The sequence below is a fragment of the Marinicella meishanensis genome (assembly GCF_019931145.1).
Taxonomy (GTDB): domain Bacteria; phylum Pseudomonadota; class Gammaproteobacteria; order Xanthomonadales; family Marinicellaceae; genus Marinicella; species Marinicella meishanensis.
In genome coordinates, this window is the sequence record NZ_JAIOUV010000012.1 from 21432 (window position 1) to 41994 (window position 20563).

Below are 20563 nucleotides of genomic sequence, written 5' to 3' on the forward strand. Positions count from 1 at the left end.
ATGAAATGAGTAAAAAGAAAAACGTACATGTAGTTCCGCATAAATCAGGTGGCTGGGCTACAAAGTCATCTGGTTCAAGTCGGGCTGGTTCAGTCCACTCCACACAGAAAGAAGCTATCAAACAGGCACGTAACCAAGCCATTCGTGAAAGATCAGAAGTGGTTATCCATCGAAAGAATGGACAAATTCGTGATAAGGATAGCTATGGTAACGATCCACATCCACCTAAAGACACTAAATTTTAATAGTGAGTTAGGTGTAATTATCAAAACAAAATGAGGTATATGTATGGTAAACATTCAAATGGTAACATTTGCGATAGCAGTATTAGGTGCAATTCTTGGTATCATTAACACGTGGCACAATCTGAGCCAGAGAAAGGTAAAACTGAAACTAAAACCTGCTCATGCGATTCCGGTTGGAGGTGTTGATCCAAACATACAGTTTTGCATTGAAATTACTAACTTGAGTACGTTTCCAGTTACTATTGAAGAGGCTGGTGTTTTGTTCAAAGGTACTAAAGATAGAGGGATAATTCCACATCCTATCTTCACAGATCACGACAATAAATGGCCTAGAAAACTGGAATCGAGAACATCAATTACAGCATACAGTCAGCTTCCCAGTATTGGTGTAAACCATCGTATCAAATGTGCGTATGCTAAAACTCAATGTGGTGTAATTGTCAAAGGTACCAGCCCAGCTCTAAAACAAATATCAAGGGAACAATAACGAGGACAGCCACTCCTCTCTGGAAAATATCATTAGGTCTCATCAGTAATTTGCCAATGCTAATTGCTTATGGTGGAATCACTAAACATATGTCCAAAAAAAGGCCCTGCAATATAATACAAAGCCTATTAATCTCATTGAGTTTGACGTTAAAATCTCACTTACTTTGACGTAAATCTCAATGATCTTGACGCATCAGGGATATTCAAAGATTTAAATCAATCCCAACTCAAAGCCCCGCCGGTCTGGTATTCAGTCACTCGGGTCTCGAAGAAGTTCTTTTCTTTTCTGAGGTTGGATTGTTCGTCGAGCCAGGGAAGGGTGCATTCGGCGCCGGGGAAGGGTTCGTCGATGCCGAGTTGTCTGGCTCTTCTGTTGGCGATGTAGCGGAATTGTTCGATGTGGTCTTCGGCTGAGTAGCCGAGGATCGGGCGGCGCAGCAGGTATTTGGCGTAGCCGGCTTCGGCGGCTTCGGATTCGTCCCACATGTGGCGGATCTTGGCCGGGTCGAGGGTGATTTTTTCTTCTTCGATGATTTGTTTGCACACGCGGATGCCGAAGGAGGCGTGCATCACTTCGTCGCGCATGATGTATTGCAGCTGTTCGGCGGTGCCTTTCATCAGGCCGCGGCGTTGCAGGGCGAAGATCGGGCTGAAGCCGTTGTAGAACCAGCAGCCTTCGAAGATGGCGCCGAAGAACATGTAGGCCAGCACGAAGTTTTCCATTTCATCCGGATCGTTCAGATCGATGTTGGGGCGCAGGATGCTGTTCAGGCGGCGGTTGGCCACTTGGATTTTTTGGTTGATCTCGGGGACCACGCGGTAGCGGTTGTAGATTTCGCCTTGGTCCAGGCCAATGGTCTCGATGCAGTGCTGGTAGGTCCAGGTGTGCAGCGCTTCTTCATACACTTGGCGGGCTTGGTAAATCTGTAATTCGGGCGCCGACATTTTTTCCATCACCGCCAGGCCGATGTTGCGCATCGCCAGGATGTCCGAGGTGGTCAGGTAGGACAGCACGTTTTGGTAGACGTGTTTTTCGTCTTCGGTGAGGGTCTTGTTGTAGTCGATCACGTCCTGGGTCATGTTGATGTCCAGGGGCGTCCAGTGGTTTTTGTTGGCGTTCAGGAAGAACTTCCAGGCCCAGGGGTATTTGAACGGGGCCAGTTGGTTCACATCGGTCAGGCCGTTGATCACGCGCTTGTCTTCGGCGCGCACGGGCTCAACACCGGTCAAAGCATTTTGGTGGGTGTTTTCTGGTGTGACATTCAATGGTTCAGCCGGCGCTTGGTCGGCTTGGTAGGCCACCGCCGCTTCTTTGACTTGGGCCGGTTCATCCTCTGATTTTGCTTTGGGCCGGGCCACACTGGCGGTGGCTTTGCTGGCTTCTTTCTCAGCGGGTTCTGGTTTGACCACCGGGGCTTTTTTCTCTTCTTGCTTGTCGCCCAGGCCGAGTGGATCGTCCCAATTCATCATGATGTGTTGCTCCGAAATTCGTTGTTAATTATGAATGTGTTTTGTTGATGGGATCCCTGCACACGCAGCAGCAATCACATCGCAGTTATTGGGTGCCGGTGTGCTCTCCAAATCACCGGACCGTTTTCTGTCCCCCACAACGGACAGGTTGGTGCCTACAGGCTCATCTGATTCTGTTGAATCAAAAGAGCCCGCAGGACTTTTTTTGATCATTGACAGGCTTCGCAGTCAGGATCCAGGATCGAACAGGCCAAAGGCGCTTGTGATCCGGGTTGGGTGTCGACTGGGGGTGCCTGGTTCGAGCTGGCGTCCACGCTTTTCTCCACGTGGGTGGCGCCAACCGAGCGCAAGTAGTAAGTGGTTTTCAGGCCGCGGACCCAAGCCAATTTGTACAAGGAGTCCAGTTTTTTGCCTGAAGGCTCGACCATGTACAGGTTCAGTGATTGACCTTGGTCGATCCATTTTTGGCGGCGTGAGGCCGCTTCCACCAACCAACGCGGATCCACCTCGAAGGCGGTGGCGTATTTGGCTTTCAGGTTGTCGGGCACGCGGTCAATCGGTTGCACGCTGCCGTCGAAATATTTCAGGTCGTTGACCATCACGTCATCCCACAGGTCCAGGGCTTTCAAGTCTTCAACCAGGTAGGGGTTGATGACGGTGAATTCACCGGACAGGTTGGATTTAACGAACAGGTTCTGGTACACCGGCTCGACCGATTGCGACACGCCGGAAATGTTCGAGATGGTGGCGGTCGGCGCAATGGCCATGGTGTTGGAGTTGCGCATGCCTTGGTTTTTGACTTTCTCGCGCAGCTCATCCCAATCCATGCTCATGCTTTGGTCCTGGTCGATGAATTGGCCGCGCTCGTCTTTCAACATTTGTACCGAATCAATCGGCAAGATGCCTTGTGACCACAGCGAACCGTCATACGATGGGTAGGTGCCGCGTTCTTCGGCCAGATCGCTGGAGGCGTTGATCGCGTAGTAGGACACCGCTTCCATGGTTTGGTCAGCGAAATCAATCGCCGCTTCGGTGGCATAAGCCAGGTCCTGGATGTACAGGGCGTCCTGGAATCCCATCAGACCGAGGCCAACGGGACGGTGCCGCAAGTTCGAACGACGCGCTTGTGGTACCGAGTAGAAGTTGTAATCGATCACGTTGTCCAGCATGCGCATGGCGGTGGTGATGGTTTTCTGCAATTTCTTGTGATCGATGCCTTGTTCATTCACATGGTGAGGCAGGTTGACCGAGCCCAGGTTACACACCGCGATTTCTTCATCGGAGGTGTTCAAGGTGATCTCGGTACACAGGTTCGATGAGTGGACCACGCCGACGTGTTGTTGTGGCGAACGGATGTTACAAGGGTCTTTGAAGGTGATCCAGGGGTGACCGGTTTCGAACAACATGCCGAGCATCTTGCGCCACAGGTCGTTGGCTTGGATCACTTTGAAGTTTTTGATTTGGCCGTCTTGGGCCAATTGCTCGTATGCTTCGTATTTTTCTTTGAAGGCTTTGCCGTACAGGTCGTGCAACTCAGGCACTTCTTCCGGCGAGAACAGGGTCCAGGATTCGTCTTTGGCCACCCGCTCCATGAACAAATCTGGGATCCAGTTGGCGGTGTTCATGTCATGCGTGCGGCGGCGGTCGTCACCGGTGTTTTTGCGCAGTTCCAAAAATTCTTCCATGTCGACGTGCCAGGTTTCCAGGTAGGCACACATGGCGCCTTTGCGCTTGCCGCCTTGGTTCACCGCCACGGCGGTGTCGTTGGCCACTTTCAGGAACGGCACCACGCCTTGTGATTCACCGTTGGTGCCTTTGATGTGTGAGCCGAGGCCCCGCACGCGGGTCCAGTCGTTGCCCAGACCGCCGGCGTATTTCGACAACAGCGCGTCGTCTTTGATGGCGCTGAAGATGCCGTCCAAATCGTCGGGCACGGTGGTCAGGTAGCAGCTGGACAGCTGTGGACGCAAGGTGCCGGAGTTGAACAAAGTGGGTGTCGAACTCATGAAATCAAAGGAGCTCAACAAATCATAAAATTCAATGGCGCGGGCTTCGCGGTCGATCTCGTTGATCGCCAGGCCCATGGACACGCGCATGAAGAAGGCTTGGGGCAATTCGATGCGGGTTTTGCCCATGTGGATGAAGTAGCGATCGAACAGGGTTTGCAAACCGAGGTAGGTGAACTTCTTGTCACGCTCGGGTTTGATCGCTTGGGCCAGGCGCTCGATGTCATAACGACCCAGCTCGGCGTCCAACAGGTTCAATTCAATGCCGCGCTGCAGGTATTTACCGAAGTAATCAGGATACACTTCGGCCATGTCTTTTTGGGTGGCGGTTCTGGGCTCACCATAGATAAAGCTCAAGGCCTGGGTGCGGATGCCGTCCATCAACAAGCGGGCGGTGACCTGTGAGTAGTTCGGGTCTTTTTCGATCAACACCCGTGCTGACATGGTCAGTGAGGCGTTGACGTCTTTTTCGGCCATGCCGTCGAACAGGTTGCGCCGCACGTCTTTGGCAATCAATTCTTTGGTCACCCCTTTCAAGCCCCGGGTGGCATCGGTGATCAGCGTGTCGATGCGCTCAAAATCCAACGGCTTGCGGTTGCCTTCGCCATCGATCACGTGCAACACGTCTTCGGCTGGTGCTGGCGTTGCTTCTTTTTTCGCGGCTTTGGCTTGGGCCCGGGCGCGCTTCTCGTTTTGTTTCTCGCGATACAACACATAGTTACGGGCGGCCTTGTGTTCGCCGGCCCGCATCATCGACAGTTCGACTTGGTCCTGGATGTCTTCGATGTGTACGGTGCCACCGTCTTCCATGTGTCGGAACAGCGCGTAGTGCACCTGTTCAGCCAATTTTTCCACGGTTTCGCGGATCCGGCGGGAGGCGGCGGCTTGTCCACCTTCCACGGCCAGGAACGCTTTGGTCATGGCCACTTGGATTTTGGATTGATCGTATTCAGTCACTTTTCCATTGCGACGAATCACCTTAAATGGCGATGATTTTGCGGTGGCTGAAGTTTGATCTGTTTGGGGGTGGTTGGTTTCTTTTCCTTGAATTTGGCTGGCTTGGTTCGACTCTTGATCAGTTTGTTGCATTTGAATGATTACACTACTTCTTAGATTACACTACACCGGTTTGTGCCATCTTGATGTGACACTTTTTGGTACCCGACACGACTCTCTCATTCAGTTGATAATATCTTACTTTTTCAATCGCTGGCAAGGAGAAAATGGCTTTAATTTTTTGCCCAACCAAATATCAATGACTTAGCAAAATGTCTTCATTTTTGCGTCGAAGTTCGGTTGAAACTGGTGGCCCATTTTAGCCGAATTCGCATTCGATTTATGTGACCGGTTGGGGGTTTTTCAGCGCGGTTTTGAAACGGAAGCGCACGGTGTTCAGCACCGCCGCTGCGGTCAAGCCAACAATGATGCCGATCCACAAACCCGGGGCGCCCATGCCACGCTCGAAGCACAGGTACCAGGACACCACGAAACCCAAAAACCAGAAGGAAAAGATGTTGGAAAGCATGATGAAATTCATGTCCTTGATACCGCGCAAAGCCCCGGCTGACGCCACTTGGATGCCATCGGACAGTTGGAACACAGCGGCGTAGAACAGCAGGTTGATGGCGATGGTGGCCACCGCCACATCGCGGGTGTACAGGGCCACGATCTGCGGCGCGAACAACACCGTCACGGTGGCCGCGAACACCTGGGTCAACAGCACCAGCGAGATGCCGAAAAAGCCGGCATTTTTGATGTCGTAAGGATTCTTGCGCCCCACCGCATTGCCGACCCGAATGGTGATGCCCATCGACAGTCCCAGGGGCACCATGAACAACAAGGAAGCGAAGTTCAATGCGATCTGATGGGCGGCCACCACTTCGGTCGCCAAAGACGAGGCCAGCAGGGTGATGATGGAGAAGAATCCAACCTCGGCGAACATCGACATGCCGATCGGAAAACCGAGTTTGAAAAAGCCCCAAATCTCACCCCAATGTGGTCGGTCGAGTTGCGCGAAAACGCGGTAGCGGCCGATGATTTTGTGCTTGTGGGTGATGACGGTGTAGCTCACCATTTGGATGAACAACACAGTGGCGGTGGCATAACCGCACCCTTGGGCACCCAGTTGTGGGAAGCCCAATTTGCCGAACATCAAAATGTAGTTCAACGGGATGTTCAACAGCAGCCCGAGGAAACTGACGTACATGGTGGTTTTGGTCACCGACAGGCCATCGGCCAAATAGCGAAAGGCCACAAAAAAGGACAAGGGCAAGGCGCCCCAGGACAGTGCATGCAAATAGGCGGTGGCCTCAGGAATCACCTCGGCCTGGGTGTTGAACAGGGCAAACAAGGGGTCCATCATGCGGATCACCGCGGTGAACAACAAACCCAGGATCAGGGCCAACCACAAAGTCTGGCGGAAGAACGGCGCGATCTGATCGTGTTCATCGGCCCCATCCATGGCCGAGATCACCGAGGGGATCGCCATCAGAATACCGAACACGAACAAAATGGCCGTGGCCCACAAGGAACTGCCGACCGCCACTGCCGCCAAGGTCACCGAACCCAAGCGTCCGGCCATCACCGTGTCGACAAAAGTCATGGCCACCACGGTGATCTGGCTGATGATCAACGGCAGCGACAGCTTGATGGTTTGGGTGATGTGCCGTTTGAACGGCATCGGTTCCATGATGTTTTCAATGACCTCTTGTGGTGATTCGATTAAACTGTTGGTATTCTTCTGTGGGATTCAGACCATGACGCAAACAACGGCACATTCGGCGACCGATACGGCAGCACATAAAATGGCTTTTGTGACGGGTGCCACCGGTTTCCTTGGCAGGCATTTGTGTCGCCAGTTGGTAGCGGCCAATTGGCAAGTCACGGCGATGTGTCGAAGCATACCAGAAAATGCCTTGGAAGGGGTCAATTATGTCACCGCTGATTTGTTGGATCCGGCTTCCTTGGAGGCCGCGGTGCCTGCCGGGGTTGATGCCATCTTCCACACCGCCGCCGACACCAACACCTGGCGCAAAAACAACCCCCGACAGATTGCCACCAATGTCGGTGGCACCCACAACCTGATCAACGCCGCCGAAGCCCAAGGGGCCAAGCGTTGGGTGCACGTTTCATCGATCACCACCTATGGGGTCGACCACGAGGGCATGATTGACCTCGACGATGACAGCGAGCAGCATGGCCTGGACAGTTGGGTCAATTACGTGCAAACCAAAAGTCAGGCCGAACGCCTGGTGAAGAATCACACCCAAGCGTTGAACGTGGTGGTGGTCAACCCGACCCACATCATCGGCCCGGATGATCAGCACAATTGGATCCGCTTGTTCAAAATGATGATCAACGACGCCCTGCCGACGGTGCCGGTGGGGGCCGGTTCTTTTGTCGATGTCCGCGATGTGGCCGCCGGTTGCATCCAAGCGGCCGAGCAGGGCCAGGTCGGGGCCAATTACATCCTCGGCGGACACAACCTGAATTTTGATCAGTTCATCGATGCGGTGGCCAAGGCGTTTGACTTGACTGTGACCAAACGCCGCAAACCGATGGGCTTGATCAAACTGGTGGCACAACTGCAATCACGTTTCGCCTACCTTACCGGCAAGGAACCGGATTTGACCCCCGAGTCCTTGCAGATCATTTCCCATGAGTACCGCACCGACAGCCCAGGGGCCAAGCAAGATTTGGGCTATGTCATCACGCCGCTGGATCAGACCTTAAATGACATCAAGGTCAATTTGACCGAGCGGGGCATTTTGTGACCGCCAAGGCATCACCCTATCGGCACCAACGATTGATCTTCGATGCCGACAACACCTTGTTTGATTTTGATCAGGCCGAAGCCCATGCCTTGGTCAGCACCTTGCGGCATTTTGCCATGCCCACACCCGAGGGCCTGATCGACCATTACCGCCAGATGAATGTGGCCCTGTGGCAACAACTGGATGCCAAACAAATCGGCATCGCCGAATTGAAACAGCGGCGCGCGGAAAGTGTGTTTGATTTTGTCGGCGCCGCCCACACCGACCACGAAACCTTCAGTGTCCAATACCTGGATGCTTTGGCGGAACAGCAATGTTTGTTGGCGGCGGTAAAAGAAACCCTGGCGGCACTGTCGGCCCATTGTGAGATGGCAATCATCACCAACGGTTTGGCCCGGGTGCAAAAACCGCGCTTTGCCAACAGCGAGATCCAACACCATTTTGGCGCGCTGGTGATTTCCGAAGAATTGGGGGTGGCCAAACCCGAACCAGAAATCTTTGAGCACACCTGCGACCTGATGGGTTGGAGCGATCCGGCCCAAGTGTTGATGGTCGGTGACAACTACCGCTGCGACATCCAAGGCGCCGCCGATTTCGGCATGCAAACCTGTTGGTTCAACCTGCGCCAAATCCCCCACAGCCACCAAGACCACAACCACGAAATCCACCACTTCGGCCAGTTGTTGGATGTGCTCAGGGTTTGAGTTTTATATGAAGTGATTGCGTTCTGCGAATTGGCTTCGACAAGCTCAGCCACCTTAAAATTAAGCTCACTGAGCACTTCGTCAAGCTCAGCATAACACCTGTCGAAGTGATGAAAACTTCAAGCATCCTCTCAACCCAACATCGACTGAAGTCGATGTGCCGGGATAGATGATTCGATGCGCCAAGGCATGACATTGGAGCGTCGGCTTCAGCCGACGATATGGCGGATGGCCATCCGGCATCACATAGTGGCACCCAATCAAGTTGAGTATAGGCTTTGGCAGGTGTCGTGCTTTTCACCAGGCTTCGACAAGCTCAGCCACCTTATGATTTAAGCTCACTGAGCCTGAAGTGATAGAAACTTCAAACATCCTCTCAACCCAACATCGACTGAAGTCGATGCTCCGGGATAGATGATTCGATGCGCCAGGGGTATGAATTGGAGCGTCGGCTTCAGCCGACGACATGGCGGATGGCTATCCGGCATCCCAATGGGTTCTTGGGTATTCTCAAACATGGCTTCGACAGGCTCAGCCAGCTTATGATTTAAGCTCAATGAGCCTGTCGAAGCGCACAGCCTCCTTATTAAACCATACAGAAAACATCAAAGATCACTGAGCTTGTCGAAGTGAAAGAAACTTCAAGCATCTTCATGGCCCAACATCGACTGAAGTCGATGCTCCGGGATAGATGATTTTATGCGCCATCATTCGAAGGCGCGGACGCTTCAATCTATGTCGTTGGGAGTCTGGAGAACCCATTTCATGGCGTTCCTGAATTAACCAATGCTCAGGATTAAACAAACAATAATTTGTCATCCTGAGCGAGTGGATCGAGTCGAAGGATCTCCTTAATTTCAATGGTTGGTCATCATAATGAGCAGCCTGGCATCAAGAGATCTTTCGACTTCGCTGCGCTGCGCTCAAGATGACCATTTAAATTATTCACCCCGCCGCTGGCCACAGCCAGGCGAAGGTGCCGGCGGCCACTGCGGCATAGATCAAGGCGTCCAACAGGTAGCGCATGGAGTTGGACCAGGGGTGGCCATACCAAATGGAAAACGGCAACAAGCCCCAGCCGTAGGTCAAAAAGCCCACCGCCATCACCAAGCGGAACACCACCAGGTAATCAGCCCCGGTGGGCAAAGCCTGGGTGGCGACATAGGCCATCAACAGACAACCCACAATGAAGAACAGGATTTGTTGGCCCAACAGCTTACCCATCGGTGGCATGCCTTTGTTCATCACCGTGACCATGGCCACGGGACCCTGGTTGAACTTGGCTTGCATCGACTCTTCGGCCATGTCCTTCATGTCGTGACAATAAGGCATGGAATACAAACCCGGGGCCGGGTCACCCGCACGCATGGCATCGGACACCTGGTCTTCATTACCCAGCGGCCTGTAATCGGCGTTGTGATATTTCAACACCATGTGAATGATGGCGCTGGCGATCCAACAAAACACCCCAGCCAGAACGATTGGCAACCACAGTTGCAACAAAGTAACAGACATAAAGACCTCCTCAATGGTTTTTTTATTCAGTATACGCCTGTGTGTGGAAATGTTCAAAAAGTTTAATCAATTCAGTCACCTAAGTCCGCATCAGATCCACGTCGTCAGGGTTGAACCCATTCCTGTGATAATATGTATGGAGTCACATTAAAAAGGAGTTTATTCATGAAAAAGTATTTGATCTCTGCCACCTGCAGTTTACTGATGGCTACCCTGTTGCCTTTCGTGGCGGTGGCAATGTATGAGCCAATGAACCTGTCTGAGGTCACAGCGCCCATTCTGGAAACGGCCGTGATTGATGGCAGCGAGCATGTCACTCACAGCAGCCAGTCAGTGGGGATCGCCGGTCAGTTGGCATTTTATTTTTCCAGTGCCGAGACTTTTATGTATTACCTGAAAATGGTACTGACTTGGTTTCTGCCCATGTTCATCGTGGCGACCCTGTCAACCTGGATCAACGCCCGCACCATGGACCGGTGAATTGGTTTGGTGGTCGGGACATATCTGTGAGGTCGATATCAAAATAAGTACCAAAAGATTGTCTGCAGAAGGCCACTTTGGTTAGAATCGATTCTGTTGCGAACCACCTACCCGAGAGGTCACCGCCCCCATCATGTCAGCAAAAGACAGCCACATCACCGAAGATGACGACGCTTTCAAAGTGCTGTTGGCGGCGTGGAAAAACGGTGATCGGGAGGCCGAACGGCAGTTGATTGAGCTGTTGTATCCGCAGATTCACCGCATCGCCAAGCATCAATTCAAGTCCAGACAGGCCAGTGCCATGCAAACCACTGAAATTGTCAATGAAGCCTTCATCAAGTTGCAAGCGGCCAAGGGCTTGGAACTCAAGGACCGGTCACACTTTTTTGCCCTGACTGCACGGGTCATGCGCCACGTGGTGGTGAATCATTTTCGGGACGAGACCCGAGACAAACGGGGTGGGGCGGATCAGTTGTTGACCATTGACCGGTTTGCTGAAGTCATTGAATCGCCAGAATCGTCGGTTTTTGATTGGTTGCAAGTTGATCGCTTGTTGACCGATTTATCCGGCATTGATTTTGATGCTGCCCAAGTGGTGGAGTACCGGGTGTTCGCTGACCTGACCATTCCAGAAGTGGCAGAGGTCATGAACACCAGTGAATCCACCGTGTCCCGAAATTGGCAGTTTGCCCGTTTGTGGCTGTTGGCCCAATTGAATCACTGATCCCATTGAGTTTTTGTATGGGGCAAGAAAAAAGGCTGCAATCAGCAGCCTTTTTTAATGGAATGACCCATGCCAGTGGGGAGACTCCTCCGCTCGCTTGGCTCGGTCTAAATGACTGCCCTATGCGCCGTTGAGGGCCGCGTCGAATTCCTCTTTGGCGTGTTGGAATTGGGACAGGGCTTTTTCGACGTACATCATCACTTCATCGACGTAGCCGTCGGTGGAAGCCGACCAGACGCGGTTGATGTAGCGTTCGCCGGCGGCGAAGCTGGACATGATGTCGGCGTAGTGTTGGATGCTGAACAGGTGTTTCATCGATTCGCGGGCCTCGGCGAAGTTCATCAGGTCTTCGCGGAACAGCTTGTCGATTTCAAAGCGCATTTCGTAAGTCGGCACTTTGTCTTTGCGGCCATTGAGGGCTTCGAGGTTGGTCAACACGTTGTTCAAAGAATCGATCAAGACCTGCTTGTTGTTTTGCAACAAGTCGCCGTGCTTGGCGGCGGCATTGGACTCACGTTTGTAGATGATGGCGGCGATGATACCGACCAACATGATCGGTAAGAAATACGTCCAGTTCATGGTCCGCTCATCCAGTGAAGCCATATAGGCGCCGGCCAGGAAAGCCAGGATCACCAAAATAAATGCAATGTTTTTCATGTGTGTTCTCCTGATTAATTGGTGGCAATGACGTAAACGGCGTTACCCACCCCAACCAGGGCTTCGCCCACGATCAGACCGGCGGCAATCGGTATGCCTTTGGACTCTGACCAGGATTTGCCTTTGGTGCGGTCAACGATTTCACGCAACAAGGTACCGATCGCATAGGTCAGCACGATGTTGAATGGCAGATAGAACCCCAATCCGACGGTGATGCCCAAGCCGGCTTGTAACAAAGACAACAGGCCACCAAGTAAGGCACCGGCGATGTATTTTTCGGTGGGCACATCACCACCAGTGATGCCTTGTACCATGGAAGCCAACGCTTGGCCTTGCGGCGCGGGGAATTCGTCACTGCCGAGCCCAAAGGCTTCATGCAGAACAAAAATCAGGATGATGACCACAATCGGTCCCAACCAGGCACCAAAGAATTGGCCCAGTTGTTGTTTGCGGGGGGTGGCCCCCACCAGGTAGCCGGTTTTCATGTCCAGCATCAGGTCGGTGGCTTGTGACATCGCCACACAGGTGGCGGCGCCGACAGTGATGGCCGCGACGATGGCTGAGCCGGTGCTCATGCCGCCGAACAGTTGGGTGATCATGATCAACAAGGTCACCGCAATCAAGGTCATGCCGGACAAGGGCGACCAGTTGGTGCGGCCGATGGCTTCGGACAAAATGATGCCAGCCATCCAGATCCACAAGGTGCCGAGCACACCCATCATCAAGCCATGCAACAGGCTGACTTCCTGGGCCGAGGTCACCGCCATCACACACAGCAATACGGCGGCAGCGGCCACGGCAAAATACAGCAGTTTAATCGGCAGTTCGTCTTTGCTGATGGCGGCTTCACTCTTGGCCGAAGATTGCATCGACTTGACCGCCGACTTGATCAACGGCAGGGCAAAGATCACCCCAACGATGGCGCCACCGATCAGCATGCCAATGCCCGTTGGTCGAAACAGCATCAGACGCAAAGAGTCGGGGTCCGAAAGCACTTGACCGGCTTCATTGACCGGAAATTTGCCTGTGACATCGAGCAAAGGGGCGATGACCCAATAACAAACAAAGCCCCCGATGATGAAGGCCACACCACCACGACCGGCGATGAAAGCCACCCCAATGGTCATCAGCGACAGGTACCAGGTGCCATTGAGGTATTCCGGCAGGGCCAACATTTCGAATAAATGCAGGTCATGCCAGTCTTGCCAGATGGTCACCACATGGAACAAGCCCGAGACCACCATGGCCCCCAACAGCAGCATGGCTTTGTTGATGCCGGCGCCGGGTGACTTCAGGATCGAGGCCACCGCCACCCCGCCAGGGTAGGTCAGCCGTTCGTAATCGATCATTTGTTTGCGCAAGGGAATGATGAAAGCGATGCCCAAGAACGCCCCGGCGATGGCGCCGAAGGTCAACACATAGGGATTGAATTCGGTGGCGTAGCCCAGAATGAAGATGGCCGGCACTGAGAACATCATGCCCGATGAAGCGCCGTTGACCGCGGAGGCCACGGTTTGGGCCACGTTGTTTTCGATGATCGAACGGCGACGCAAGATGCCGCGCAAGATACCAAAACCCAAAATGGCGGCCAGCTCCGATCCTTCGATGGAGAAGCCCAGTTTCAATGCGGCGTAGCCGATGGACACGGCCAGAATCACCCCCAAGAAATAACCCACAATCACCGCATGTGGCGTCAATTCCGGATAGGCGCCACGGGTGATGGGGCCTGTTGCAGCGACCTGCTGATCAGACATACATTGCTCCCGTATAATTATGGTTATTGGGGCCGAGTGGCCCAGTTGGGCGAAAAGTATACCACAGTTACCCGGCCTGGCTTTCCATAATGTGGGAGTCCTCTCGATGGGGTATTGCTGATGAAGCCTTGATGATGTGAGACGACATCAGCAGCAATCTACACTGCCGCAATGTCCTGCCCATCAACAGGCTTCGACAGGCTCAGCCAGCTTGGGTTATAGATCACTGAGCCCGTCGAAGTGCTGGAGACTTCAAGCATTTTCTCAGCCCCACATCGACTGAAGTCGATGCTCCAGGGGGCAATGCGCCAGGGTGCGTCAATTGGAGCGTCGGCTTCAGCCGACGACATGGCGGCTGTGAAGCCGGCATCTCAAATGGGCACTTCATCAAGTTGTCTACAAGCTTTGGTAGATGTCGAACTTTTCGACAGGCTTCGACAGGCTCAGCCAGCTTGAGTTTAAGATCACTGAGCTTGTCGAAGTGCTCAACCAGCTTACATTTCAAGATCATTGAGCTTGTCGAAGTGCTGGAGACTTCAAGCATCCTCCCAACCCAACATCGACTGAAGTCGATGCTCCAGGAGTATTTGTCGATGCGTAAGTGGTTTTGTCGATGCGCCAGGGTGCGTCAATTGGAGCGTCGGCTTCAGCCGACGACATGGCGGCTGTGAAGCCGGCATCTCAAATGGGCACTTCATCAAGTTGTCTACAGGCTTTGGTAGATGTCGTGCTTTTCGACAGGCTTCGACAAGCTCAGCCAGCTTGGGTTAAAGGTCACTGAGCTTGTCGAAGTGCTCAGCCAGCTTGATTTAAAGATCACTGGGCTTGTCGAAGTGGTGCCTGAATCAAGCATCCTCTGAGTCCCACATCGACTGAAGTCGATGCTCCCGGGTATTTTGTCCGTGCTCCAGAGGATATTGTCGATGCGCCAGGGTTTTTGACGACGCTTCAAGGGGGGAGGCGCGCCAATGGTGGGTTATGAACCGTACTGGCTGAAATGGGCCACCAGCCGGTCGATGTCGCGGCGCATGCCAGGCAGGGTGGACAGTTCAAGCCAGCTGGGAAAATCCAGGCCACAGGCGCCCGGGGTTTGTGAGCACATGGCGATCATGTAAAACGAGGTGGGTTCGCAAGAACGGCCGCCTTGAAACTGGCAAGACAACAACATCAAGGCCAGGCTGCTCATTTGGTTGATGTATTCATGGTCGCGGCTGCCCAACACCTCGGCCATGGCTTGATTGGGTAAGGAGCCAAAGCGGGTGACGAACACCGCATCCAACAAGGTCGCGCCATTGCGCTCTTTGATTGACTGGGTGAGAATCGCCGATGACAGTTCGGTGCGGTCCAATGGGGTCAAATCGTCGTCATTCAGTTGTTGCAACATTTGTCCCAGGCGGCTGGTGGGCGCAAAAGCTTGGGCCAGCTGTTCATGATCTGGGTAGCTGAAGTATTCGGGGTACTGTTGACGCACATGTTGGCACTGTTGTTGTAAGGTTTGAGCCAGGTCCTGTTGGGCCTGATAAAACGGGCCACTGCCGACAAACAAGCGGTCAACCACGTCTTGATCACGACATTGTCCCAGCACGTATTCCAAGGAACGGATTTCGACAAAAGGGTCGTCACTGAACAGGCGGGGGCTCAACTCCTGCAACAACTTTTCCTGCCAATCGCTGCCCGGGATCGGGGGCTGGCCGGTCTCGCTGTTGGTGCTTGTTTCGGTATTTGCTTCGCCGCTGTCTTGGGCTGTGGTGATGGGATCGTGTGCGAGTTCAGTGGCCATCGCTGATTGGTCTTTGGTGGCGCCATGGGTGGAATTTTGGGTGTCGCTGTGGGTGACGTCATCTGGCCCGCTTCGGAGCGGGCTGAACCACCACCCCACAGCGGCCAGCAGCAACACCAGCAGCAACCACCACCCTTTATGCGGCATACAAACTCCGCAACATGTCCAGCACCCAGTTGACGTCTTGCCATTGGTTGTCGTTGAGGCGGTGCTGACGCAAATAAGTGGTCAGGTCGAGGTCACAGCTGATGGCATCAATTTCGTCGTAGCTGGCAAAACAATAATACTCAATCCACTCACTGTCCGGCCCGCAATCGGCACCCAGTTCACAATGGTACAGCTGGGTGGCGTGCTGGATCACCAGGCGAAACACGTCGGGGTCGGTCATTTCCAACGCTTGCATCACCACATCTCCGGGAGAGACGTATTCAATCAACGGCATTTTGGCACGGTATTTGCCAATGTCTTTGTAGGGTGAATGACCAAAATACTGGGTGCGGTTGGTCTTTTCCAAGGCCATTTGGGTTTCAAAAAAGACATCGGGATCACGACTCGATAACTGGTCATACAGTTGGTCACTGAAGGCGTCGAAAAAGGCCAAATGTTGAGCCCGTTTGTCTGGGTCGACCCAATTCAGTTCATTGATTTCTGCTTGAATTTCGTTGTACTGTTGTGACAGGTCACCCAGTTGGTCTTGCAACAATTCTTTGTCCTCGGTTTGGCGCATTTGTTCCAAGATGTCATCCATTTGGGCTTGCACCTGGGCCGCTTGTTCATTGAGGGCAGCAATCGCCTCCGGGTGTTGGCTGTCATCGCCAATCGACACTTGAATCAAGGCATCAAAGTGGTTGTTCCAGGCTTGTTTCAGCCGCAAGGTCTCGGCAATGGCTTGTTCTTTGGCGGTCTTGGGGCGGGTTTGAGCCAGCCACATTTGCAGGGCTTCGCGCTTTTGTTTGAACAGGTCATCCACATGCGGTGAGTCGTTTTCTTTCACCGCTGATTCCAAGCGGTCGATTTCGGCCAACAAGCGGGCACATTGTTCGTGGTGGGATATAACAGCCGCGGTTTGTTTGGCGGTTGGCTGGGGGCTGATTTGATTGGCCGGGGTCAGTCGATTCAGCTTGTTTTGCAATTCATTCAATGGGTCGTGGTTGGCGTCGCGCAAAAACCGATAAATGGTTTGGCGGCAACGGTTGAACAAGCGGGTCTTGCGGTAGACGTCCAAATAGGTCAATGCCGACGGCTCGTCCGCTGCGGCGGTCTGTGCCCCCGTCACCACGGTGGTTTTGGGCCCGTTTGACTGGCTTGATGTGTGGGTCGGGCGGTTCGATTCCTGAGTCGGGCTGGTGTTCGGCTGGTCTTGTCGTGACACCACATTCGGTGCGCTCATTGGATCGGCCGTTGACGCCCCATCCGTGCCCTTGTCGCGCGGCCACAACCACCACAGCAACAACAGCAGCAACAACAGAACAGGCAAAACACGATTCATTGACTCGTTTCCAACAAATATTCAGCCATCAATTCTACATCTGATTGCATCCCTGGCAAGGTGTTCTGGCGATACCAGGTCATAAAGTCCAGGCCACAGGCGGCGCTGTTTTTGACACAGGCATTTGCCATCAGCCCTGATTCCGGTGCGCAGGCAAAACCATCCTGCATCTGGCAGGCCAATTGGGTGCTGGCCAATTGCAGAATTTGGAACACATATCGGTGGTCTTGGCTGCCGATGGCTTGGGCGTAAGGGCCTGTATCAATGATGATGTGTTGCAACATGGTTTTTTGCCGCAAAATCACAGCGCTGTTTTGCGCTTTTATCCCGGCCTTAAGGCGACCCATGTGATGTTGAAACCGGTCCAAGTCATTTTCAATGTGGGGTCGGTTTTTGATGCGTCGGCCCAATTCGGTGGTTGGTTGTACCGCTTGCAACCAATCGCCTTGGCGCATGGTGGTCAGGATGTTTGGGTAGCTTTGGTGGTGCTTGGCACACCATTCGCTCAGTTGTTTTTGCCACTGCAACTGTGGTTGTTTGGCGCCGCCATAAAGGTCAAAAAAATCGGTCATTCGTTCAGGATCGGTACAAGGCCACAACACCGCATCGAGTGACATCAGTTCCAAATAAGGATCCCTGCTGAACAAAGGATCGGCGATTTCGGCCAACAGCGGGGCATGTGTTTTATCATTCTCATCTATTCGCTGGGACTGGGAGTTTGGCTTGGCCTGACTCGGATCCAAGCCGGAGCCAGACGGGGTCTCAGTCGCAGGTGTCGATGAATCCGTGATTGGTTTGGGGCCAGGTGACCTGTTGGCTGGCCAGTCGGCAGTCCATGCCATGATCATCAACACGCCGACAATTGCCCCTGCCACCAAGCCGCTAAGGCGCATACAACCCCCGCATGGTTTGTCGCAACTGTTGTGTGTCCAGCCACTGATTGGGGCTCAAATGCTGGTGTTGCAAAAAGTCTGGCAGATCCTGTGAGCAGCTGTCGGCATTCAGGCCCCAATAACCGGCGAAACAATGTTGCTGGTTCCACTCGCTGTCAGGGCCACAATCGGCACCCAAATCACACAGGTACAATTGCACCGCATGTGGGGTCAAAGCAGCCAGCCAGGTTGGGTTGTGCAGATTCAAGGCTTGATGCAACACATCTTCTGGTGGCACGTATTCGACAAAGGGGCGTTTCAAATTAATCAGGTCACTGGTTTTGTGCGGATGGTATTCGTTGAATGACAAAATGCGCCGCCGCTCCAGGGTGGTGTGGGCTTCATAAAACACATCGGGATCCTGGCTGTGCAGTTGTTGATTGAGGCGGTCGTTGAGGGCCATAAAATCTCGCATCACCGGTCGCAAGGCCACCTCATCGACCGCCGTCATTTGTTTGATCTTGGCTTGGGTGCGCATGATGGCGTTGGTGAGTTCTTTGAATCGGGTTTTGGCCGCGGTATCATTGGTCAGGTCGTGATTCAAAGTCAGCTTTTGCAACTCTTGATTCAAAGCCCTGAGGTCCGCATTCAGGTTCATCTTTTCAATGCCGGGATAGGCCACGGTGCCTTGTAAATGAGGCAGCACCGCTTTGAATGCCGCGACCCACTCCTGCGACAAGCGCAGGACGGCAAACAAGGCCTGTTCCTTGGGTGTTTGTGGGATCATGCGCAACAGCTGACGTTGCAAGCGGCGGTTGGTCAGGTGCGGTTCGCTCAGCTGCATGCCGCGAGGCAGGCCGGCGTCGGGCAATGCCATTGACTGAAAACGCTGTTGCAGCTGGATGCATTGCAAAGCGTGGTGGTGTAAGGCCGCCACCTGGGCCTCGGTCGGTGCGCCTGGCCATCGATTGAATTGCCACCGGTCTTGCAGGTGCTGGCGGGCGTCGAAGGCTGGGTTGGTCGACACATATTGACTGTAATCATCGCAGGTGCGCCACAGGCGATAGAGGCGATACAAGGCCATCATGCTGATTGGTTTGGCGTCGGGGTTCTGGCTGTTTTCGACAACCGCAATGGTGGTCGTGACAGGCTGGTTCGCTGGCTGATGGGTGGTGTCCAGGCCGGGTGTACCCTGTGGGCTGGTGGCTTGAACCAAGTCTGGCTGATGACTGACCACGTGGGGCGAGCCTGTGCCTTGGGAGGCAGTCGGGCTGGGCCGCACCAACCAATGCTGCAACAACGCCACCGCCAACAGCAACAACACGGCCATGGCCCACAACGATGATTTCACCGACATCGCGGCTCCTTGAGGCGCATCCCAAACTCCCAATCAACTGCCATATGAGTCAGATCAATCGCCGCAGCGAAAGTTCAATGTCGTGCCATGGCTGGTGGCTTCAATCAAACTCGTGGTACAGTTTTTTCGGGTCGAACTTTTGGTAGACCAGGCCGAGGTCTTTGAGGGTGTCGGTGGTTTCGATCAACACGTCTTTTTTCAAGTCGATGTGCTCGGACCAACGGGTGTAGGACAGCCATTCTTCGACATCTTCGGGCAGCAAATCGAATTGTTGGGCAATGATGTTGACGCGGTCTGGATCTTGGTACAGTTGTTGGGCTTGTTGAAAGGTTTCTTTCAGTAGGATTTTGACCTTGTCGGCGTGCAGGGTCAGGGTTTGGTGGCTGGCCACCACCACAAAACAGGACCACGGTGTGGGACATTCGCCGATGCGCCGGAATTCACCCGAATCGACATAGGGTTTGGTGGTGAACTTTTCCCAGAAGAACACATCCGCTTGTTCCTCGCGAAAAGCCATGCGGGCCCCGTCCAAGTTGTTGATCACGCGAAACTGCAGCTTGTGCACCGGCCAGTCTTTGGCCCGGGCGTGGACATAGGGCATCAAGTGCGATCCTGAACCGTAGCGGCTGATGGCATAGCGGTGGTGGTAGATTTCATTGACGTCGGTGATGTCCGAAGCGGCCGGCACGTGGATGCCCCAAATGATCGGTGAGTCGGTGTAAAACGACACGATTTTGTAGTTGGCGCTGCGCGAAATGCCAGAAATGGCCCCTTCGGTCAACAACACCGCGACATCCAGTTCATCGTTCTTAATGGCTTGGATCATGCCGCCGGTGCCTTCATAAAAGTCGGTCCATTCGGGCTTGATGCCCTGGGCTTGCAGGGCGCCCGATTTGCGGGCCATGTGCCAGGGCAGGTTGTAGTGTTCTGGCACGCCGCCAATGCGCAATCTGATCATGGTCTGTGTGGGTTGGAAAAGGGCCCATTGTAACACCACCACTGGGGCCTTTGTTTGACCCTGATCACAACCCGTGTCGAATGGTTGAAGGGTTTATTTGGGGTAGAGGGTGAAGACCACTTCGGGCTCTTCGGAGCTCATCACTTCGTCGTAGACTTCATCGATGTCCAGGTCCGTGTGGCACTGGGTGCATTCCATGGCATGGGCGTTTTCCAGCCATTTCAGGGTTTTCTTGAATTTCGTGTCACAATCTGCGCATTGCAGGGTAATTTTGTCATGCTTGTTCATCA

General features: G+C 53.5%; 18 protein-coding genes. 6 read left to right on the forward strand and 12 right to left on the reverse strand.

Features of this window, described 5'->3' with window-relative positions; genetic code table 11:
* Positions 1-5: 5 nt before the first annotated feature.
* A complete protein-coding gene (locus K7G70_RS17440; protein ID WP_223789943.1) occupies positions 6-245 on the forward strand; it encodes a DUF2188 domain-containing protein in 240 nt (79 codons plus the stop codon).
* Positions 246-288: 43 nt separating this feature from the next.
* Positions 289-732: a hypothetical protein gene (locus tag K7G70_RS17445; RefSeq protein WP_223789944.1), complete on the forward strand. Its 444-nt coding sequence runs from the start codon at positions 289-291 to the stop codon at positions 730-732.
* A 218-nt stretch (positions 733-950) separates the two neighbouring features.
* Here K7G70_RS17445 and K7G70_RS17450 read toward each other — a convergent pair whose 3' ends face one another.
* The 3 genes from K7G70_RS17450 to K7G70_RS17460 form a co-directional block, all read right to left on the reverse strand.
* Complete coding sequence (locus K7G70_RS17450) at positions 951-2204, reverse strand: ribonucleotide-diphosphate reductase subunit beta (RefSeq protein WP_223789945.1); 1254 nt, start codon at positions 2202-2204, stop codon at positions 951-953.
* Between the two features lie 209 nt (positions 2205-2413).
* Positions 2414-5299, reverse strand: a complete 2886-nt coding sequence (locus K7G70_RS17455) for a ribonucleoside-diphosphate reductase subunit alpha (protein ID WP_223789946.1) — start codon at positions 5297-5299, stop codon at positions 2414-2416.
* 247 nt (positions 5300-5546) lie between these two features.
* A complete protein-coding gene (locus K7G70_RS17460; protein WP_223789947.1) occupies positions 5547-6899 on the reverse strand; it encodes an MATE family efflux transporter in 1353 nt (450 codons plus the stop codon).
* Between the two features lie 67 nt (positions 6900-6966).
* Here K7G70_RS17460 and K7G70_RS17465 point away from each other — a divergent pair, with 67 nt between their 5' ends.
* Both K7G70_RS17465 and K7G70_RS17470 read left to right on the forward strand, forming a co-directional pair.
* Positions 6967-7983, forward strand: a complete 1017-nt coding sequence (locus K7G70_RS17465) for an NAD-dependent epimerase/dehydratase family protein (protein WP_223789948.1) — start codon at positions 6967-6969, stop codon at positions 7981-7983.
* Positions 7980-8687, forward strand: a complete 708-nt coding sequence (locus K7G70_RS17470) for an HAD family hydrolase (RefSeq protein ID WP_223789949.1) — start codon at positions 7980-7982, stop codon at positions 8685-8687. Before K7G70_RS17465 ends, K7G70_RS17470 begins: the two co-directional genes overlap by 4 nt.
* A gap of 945 nt (positions 8688-9632) precedes the next feature.
* Here the strand turns inward: K7G70_RS17470 and K7G70_RS17475 are convergent.
* Positions 9633-10202 (reverse strand): hypothetical protein, encoded by a 570-nt coding sequence (locus K7G70_RS17475; protein WP_223789950.1) that lies wholly within the window; start codon positions 10200-10202, stop codon positions 9633-9635.
* A 165-nt stretch (positions 10203-10367) separates the two neighbouring features.
* Between K7G70_RS17475 and K7G70_RS17480 the strand changes: the two genes are divergently transcribed.
* Entirely contained in the window at positions 10368-10682 is a 315-nt protein-coding gene (locus K7G70_RS17480; protein ID WP_223789951.1) for a hypothetical protein, read from the forward strand.
* A 133-nt stretch (positions 10683-10815) separates the two neighbouring features.
* The gene (locus K7G70_RS17485) at positions 10816-11406 is read left to right on the forward strand and encodes an ECF-type sigma factor (protein WP_223789952.1); all 591 of its coding nucleotides are present in this window, start codon (positions 10816-10818) and stop codon (positions 11404-11406) included.
* Between the two features lie 120 nt (positions 11407-11526).
* Here K7G70_RS17485 and K7G70_RS17490 read toward each other — a convergent pair whose 3' ends face one another.
* The 8 genes from K7G70_RS17490 to K7G70_RS17525 all read right to left on the reverse strand — a co-directional run bounded on the left by K7G70_RS17490 (position 11527) and on the right by K7G70_RS17525 (position 20561).
* A complete protein-coding gene (locus K7G70_RS17490) occupies positions 11527-12063 on the reverse strand; it encodes a hypothetical protein (protein ID WP_223789953.1) in 537 nt (178 codons plus the stop codon).
* Positions 12064-12077: 14 nt separating this feature from the next.
* Positions 12078-13817, reverse strand: coding sequence for an OPT family oligopeptide transporter (locus tag K7G70_RS17495; protein WP_223789954.1), 1740 nt, complete (start codon positions 13815-13817; stop codon positions 12078-12080).
* A gap of 976 nt (positions 13818-14793) precedes the next feature.
* Positions 14794-15744, reverse strand: coding sequence for a hypothetical protein (locus tag K7G70_RS17500; RefSeq protein WP_223789955.1), 951 nt, complete (start codon positions 15742-15744; stop codon positions 14794-14796).
* Positions 15734-17086, reverse strand: a complete 1353-nt coding sequence (locus tag K7G70_RS17505; RefSeq protein ID WP_223789956.1) for a hypothetical protein — start codon at positions 17084-17086, stop codon at positions 15734-15736. Before K7G70_RS17505 ends, K7G70_RS17500 begins: the two co-directional genes overlap by 11 nt.
* The gene (locus K7G70_RS17510) at positions 17083-17754 is read right to left on the reverse strand and encodes a hypothetical protein (protein ID WP_223789957.1); all 672 of its coding nucleotides are present in this window, start codon (positions 17752-17754) and stop codon (positions 17083-17085) included. The genes K7G70_RS17505 and K7G70_RS17510 overlap by 4 nt, the downstream gene beginning before the upstream one ends.
* A gap of 214 nt (positions 17755-17968) precedes the next feature.
* A complete protein-coding gene (locus K7G70_RS17515; protein WP_223789958.1) occupies positions 17969-19315 on the reverse strand; it encodes a hypothetical protein in 1347 nt (448 codons plus the stop codon).
* A 100-nt stretch (positions 19316-19415) separates the two neighbouring features.
* Complete coding sequence (locus K7G70_RS17520; RefSeq protein ID WP_223789959.1) at positions 19416-20273, reverse strand: substrate-binding domain-containing protein; 858 nt, start codon at positions 20271-20273, stop codon at positions 19416-19418.
* A gap of 93 nt (positions 20274-20366) precedes the next feature.
* Positions 20367-20561 carry a hypothetical protein gene (locus K7G70_RS17525; RefSeq protein ID WP_223789960.1) on the reverse strand — a complete coding sequence of 65 codons (195 nt, stop codon included), beginning with the start codon at positions 20559-20561 and terminating at the stop codon, positions 20367-20369.
* Positions 20562-20563: the final 2 nt, after the last annotated feature.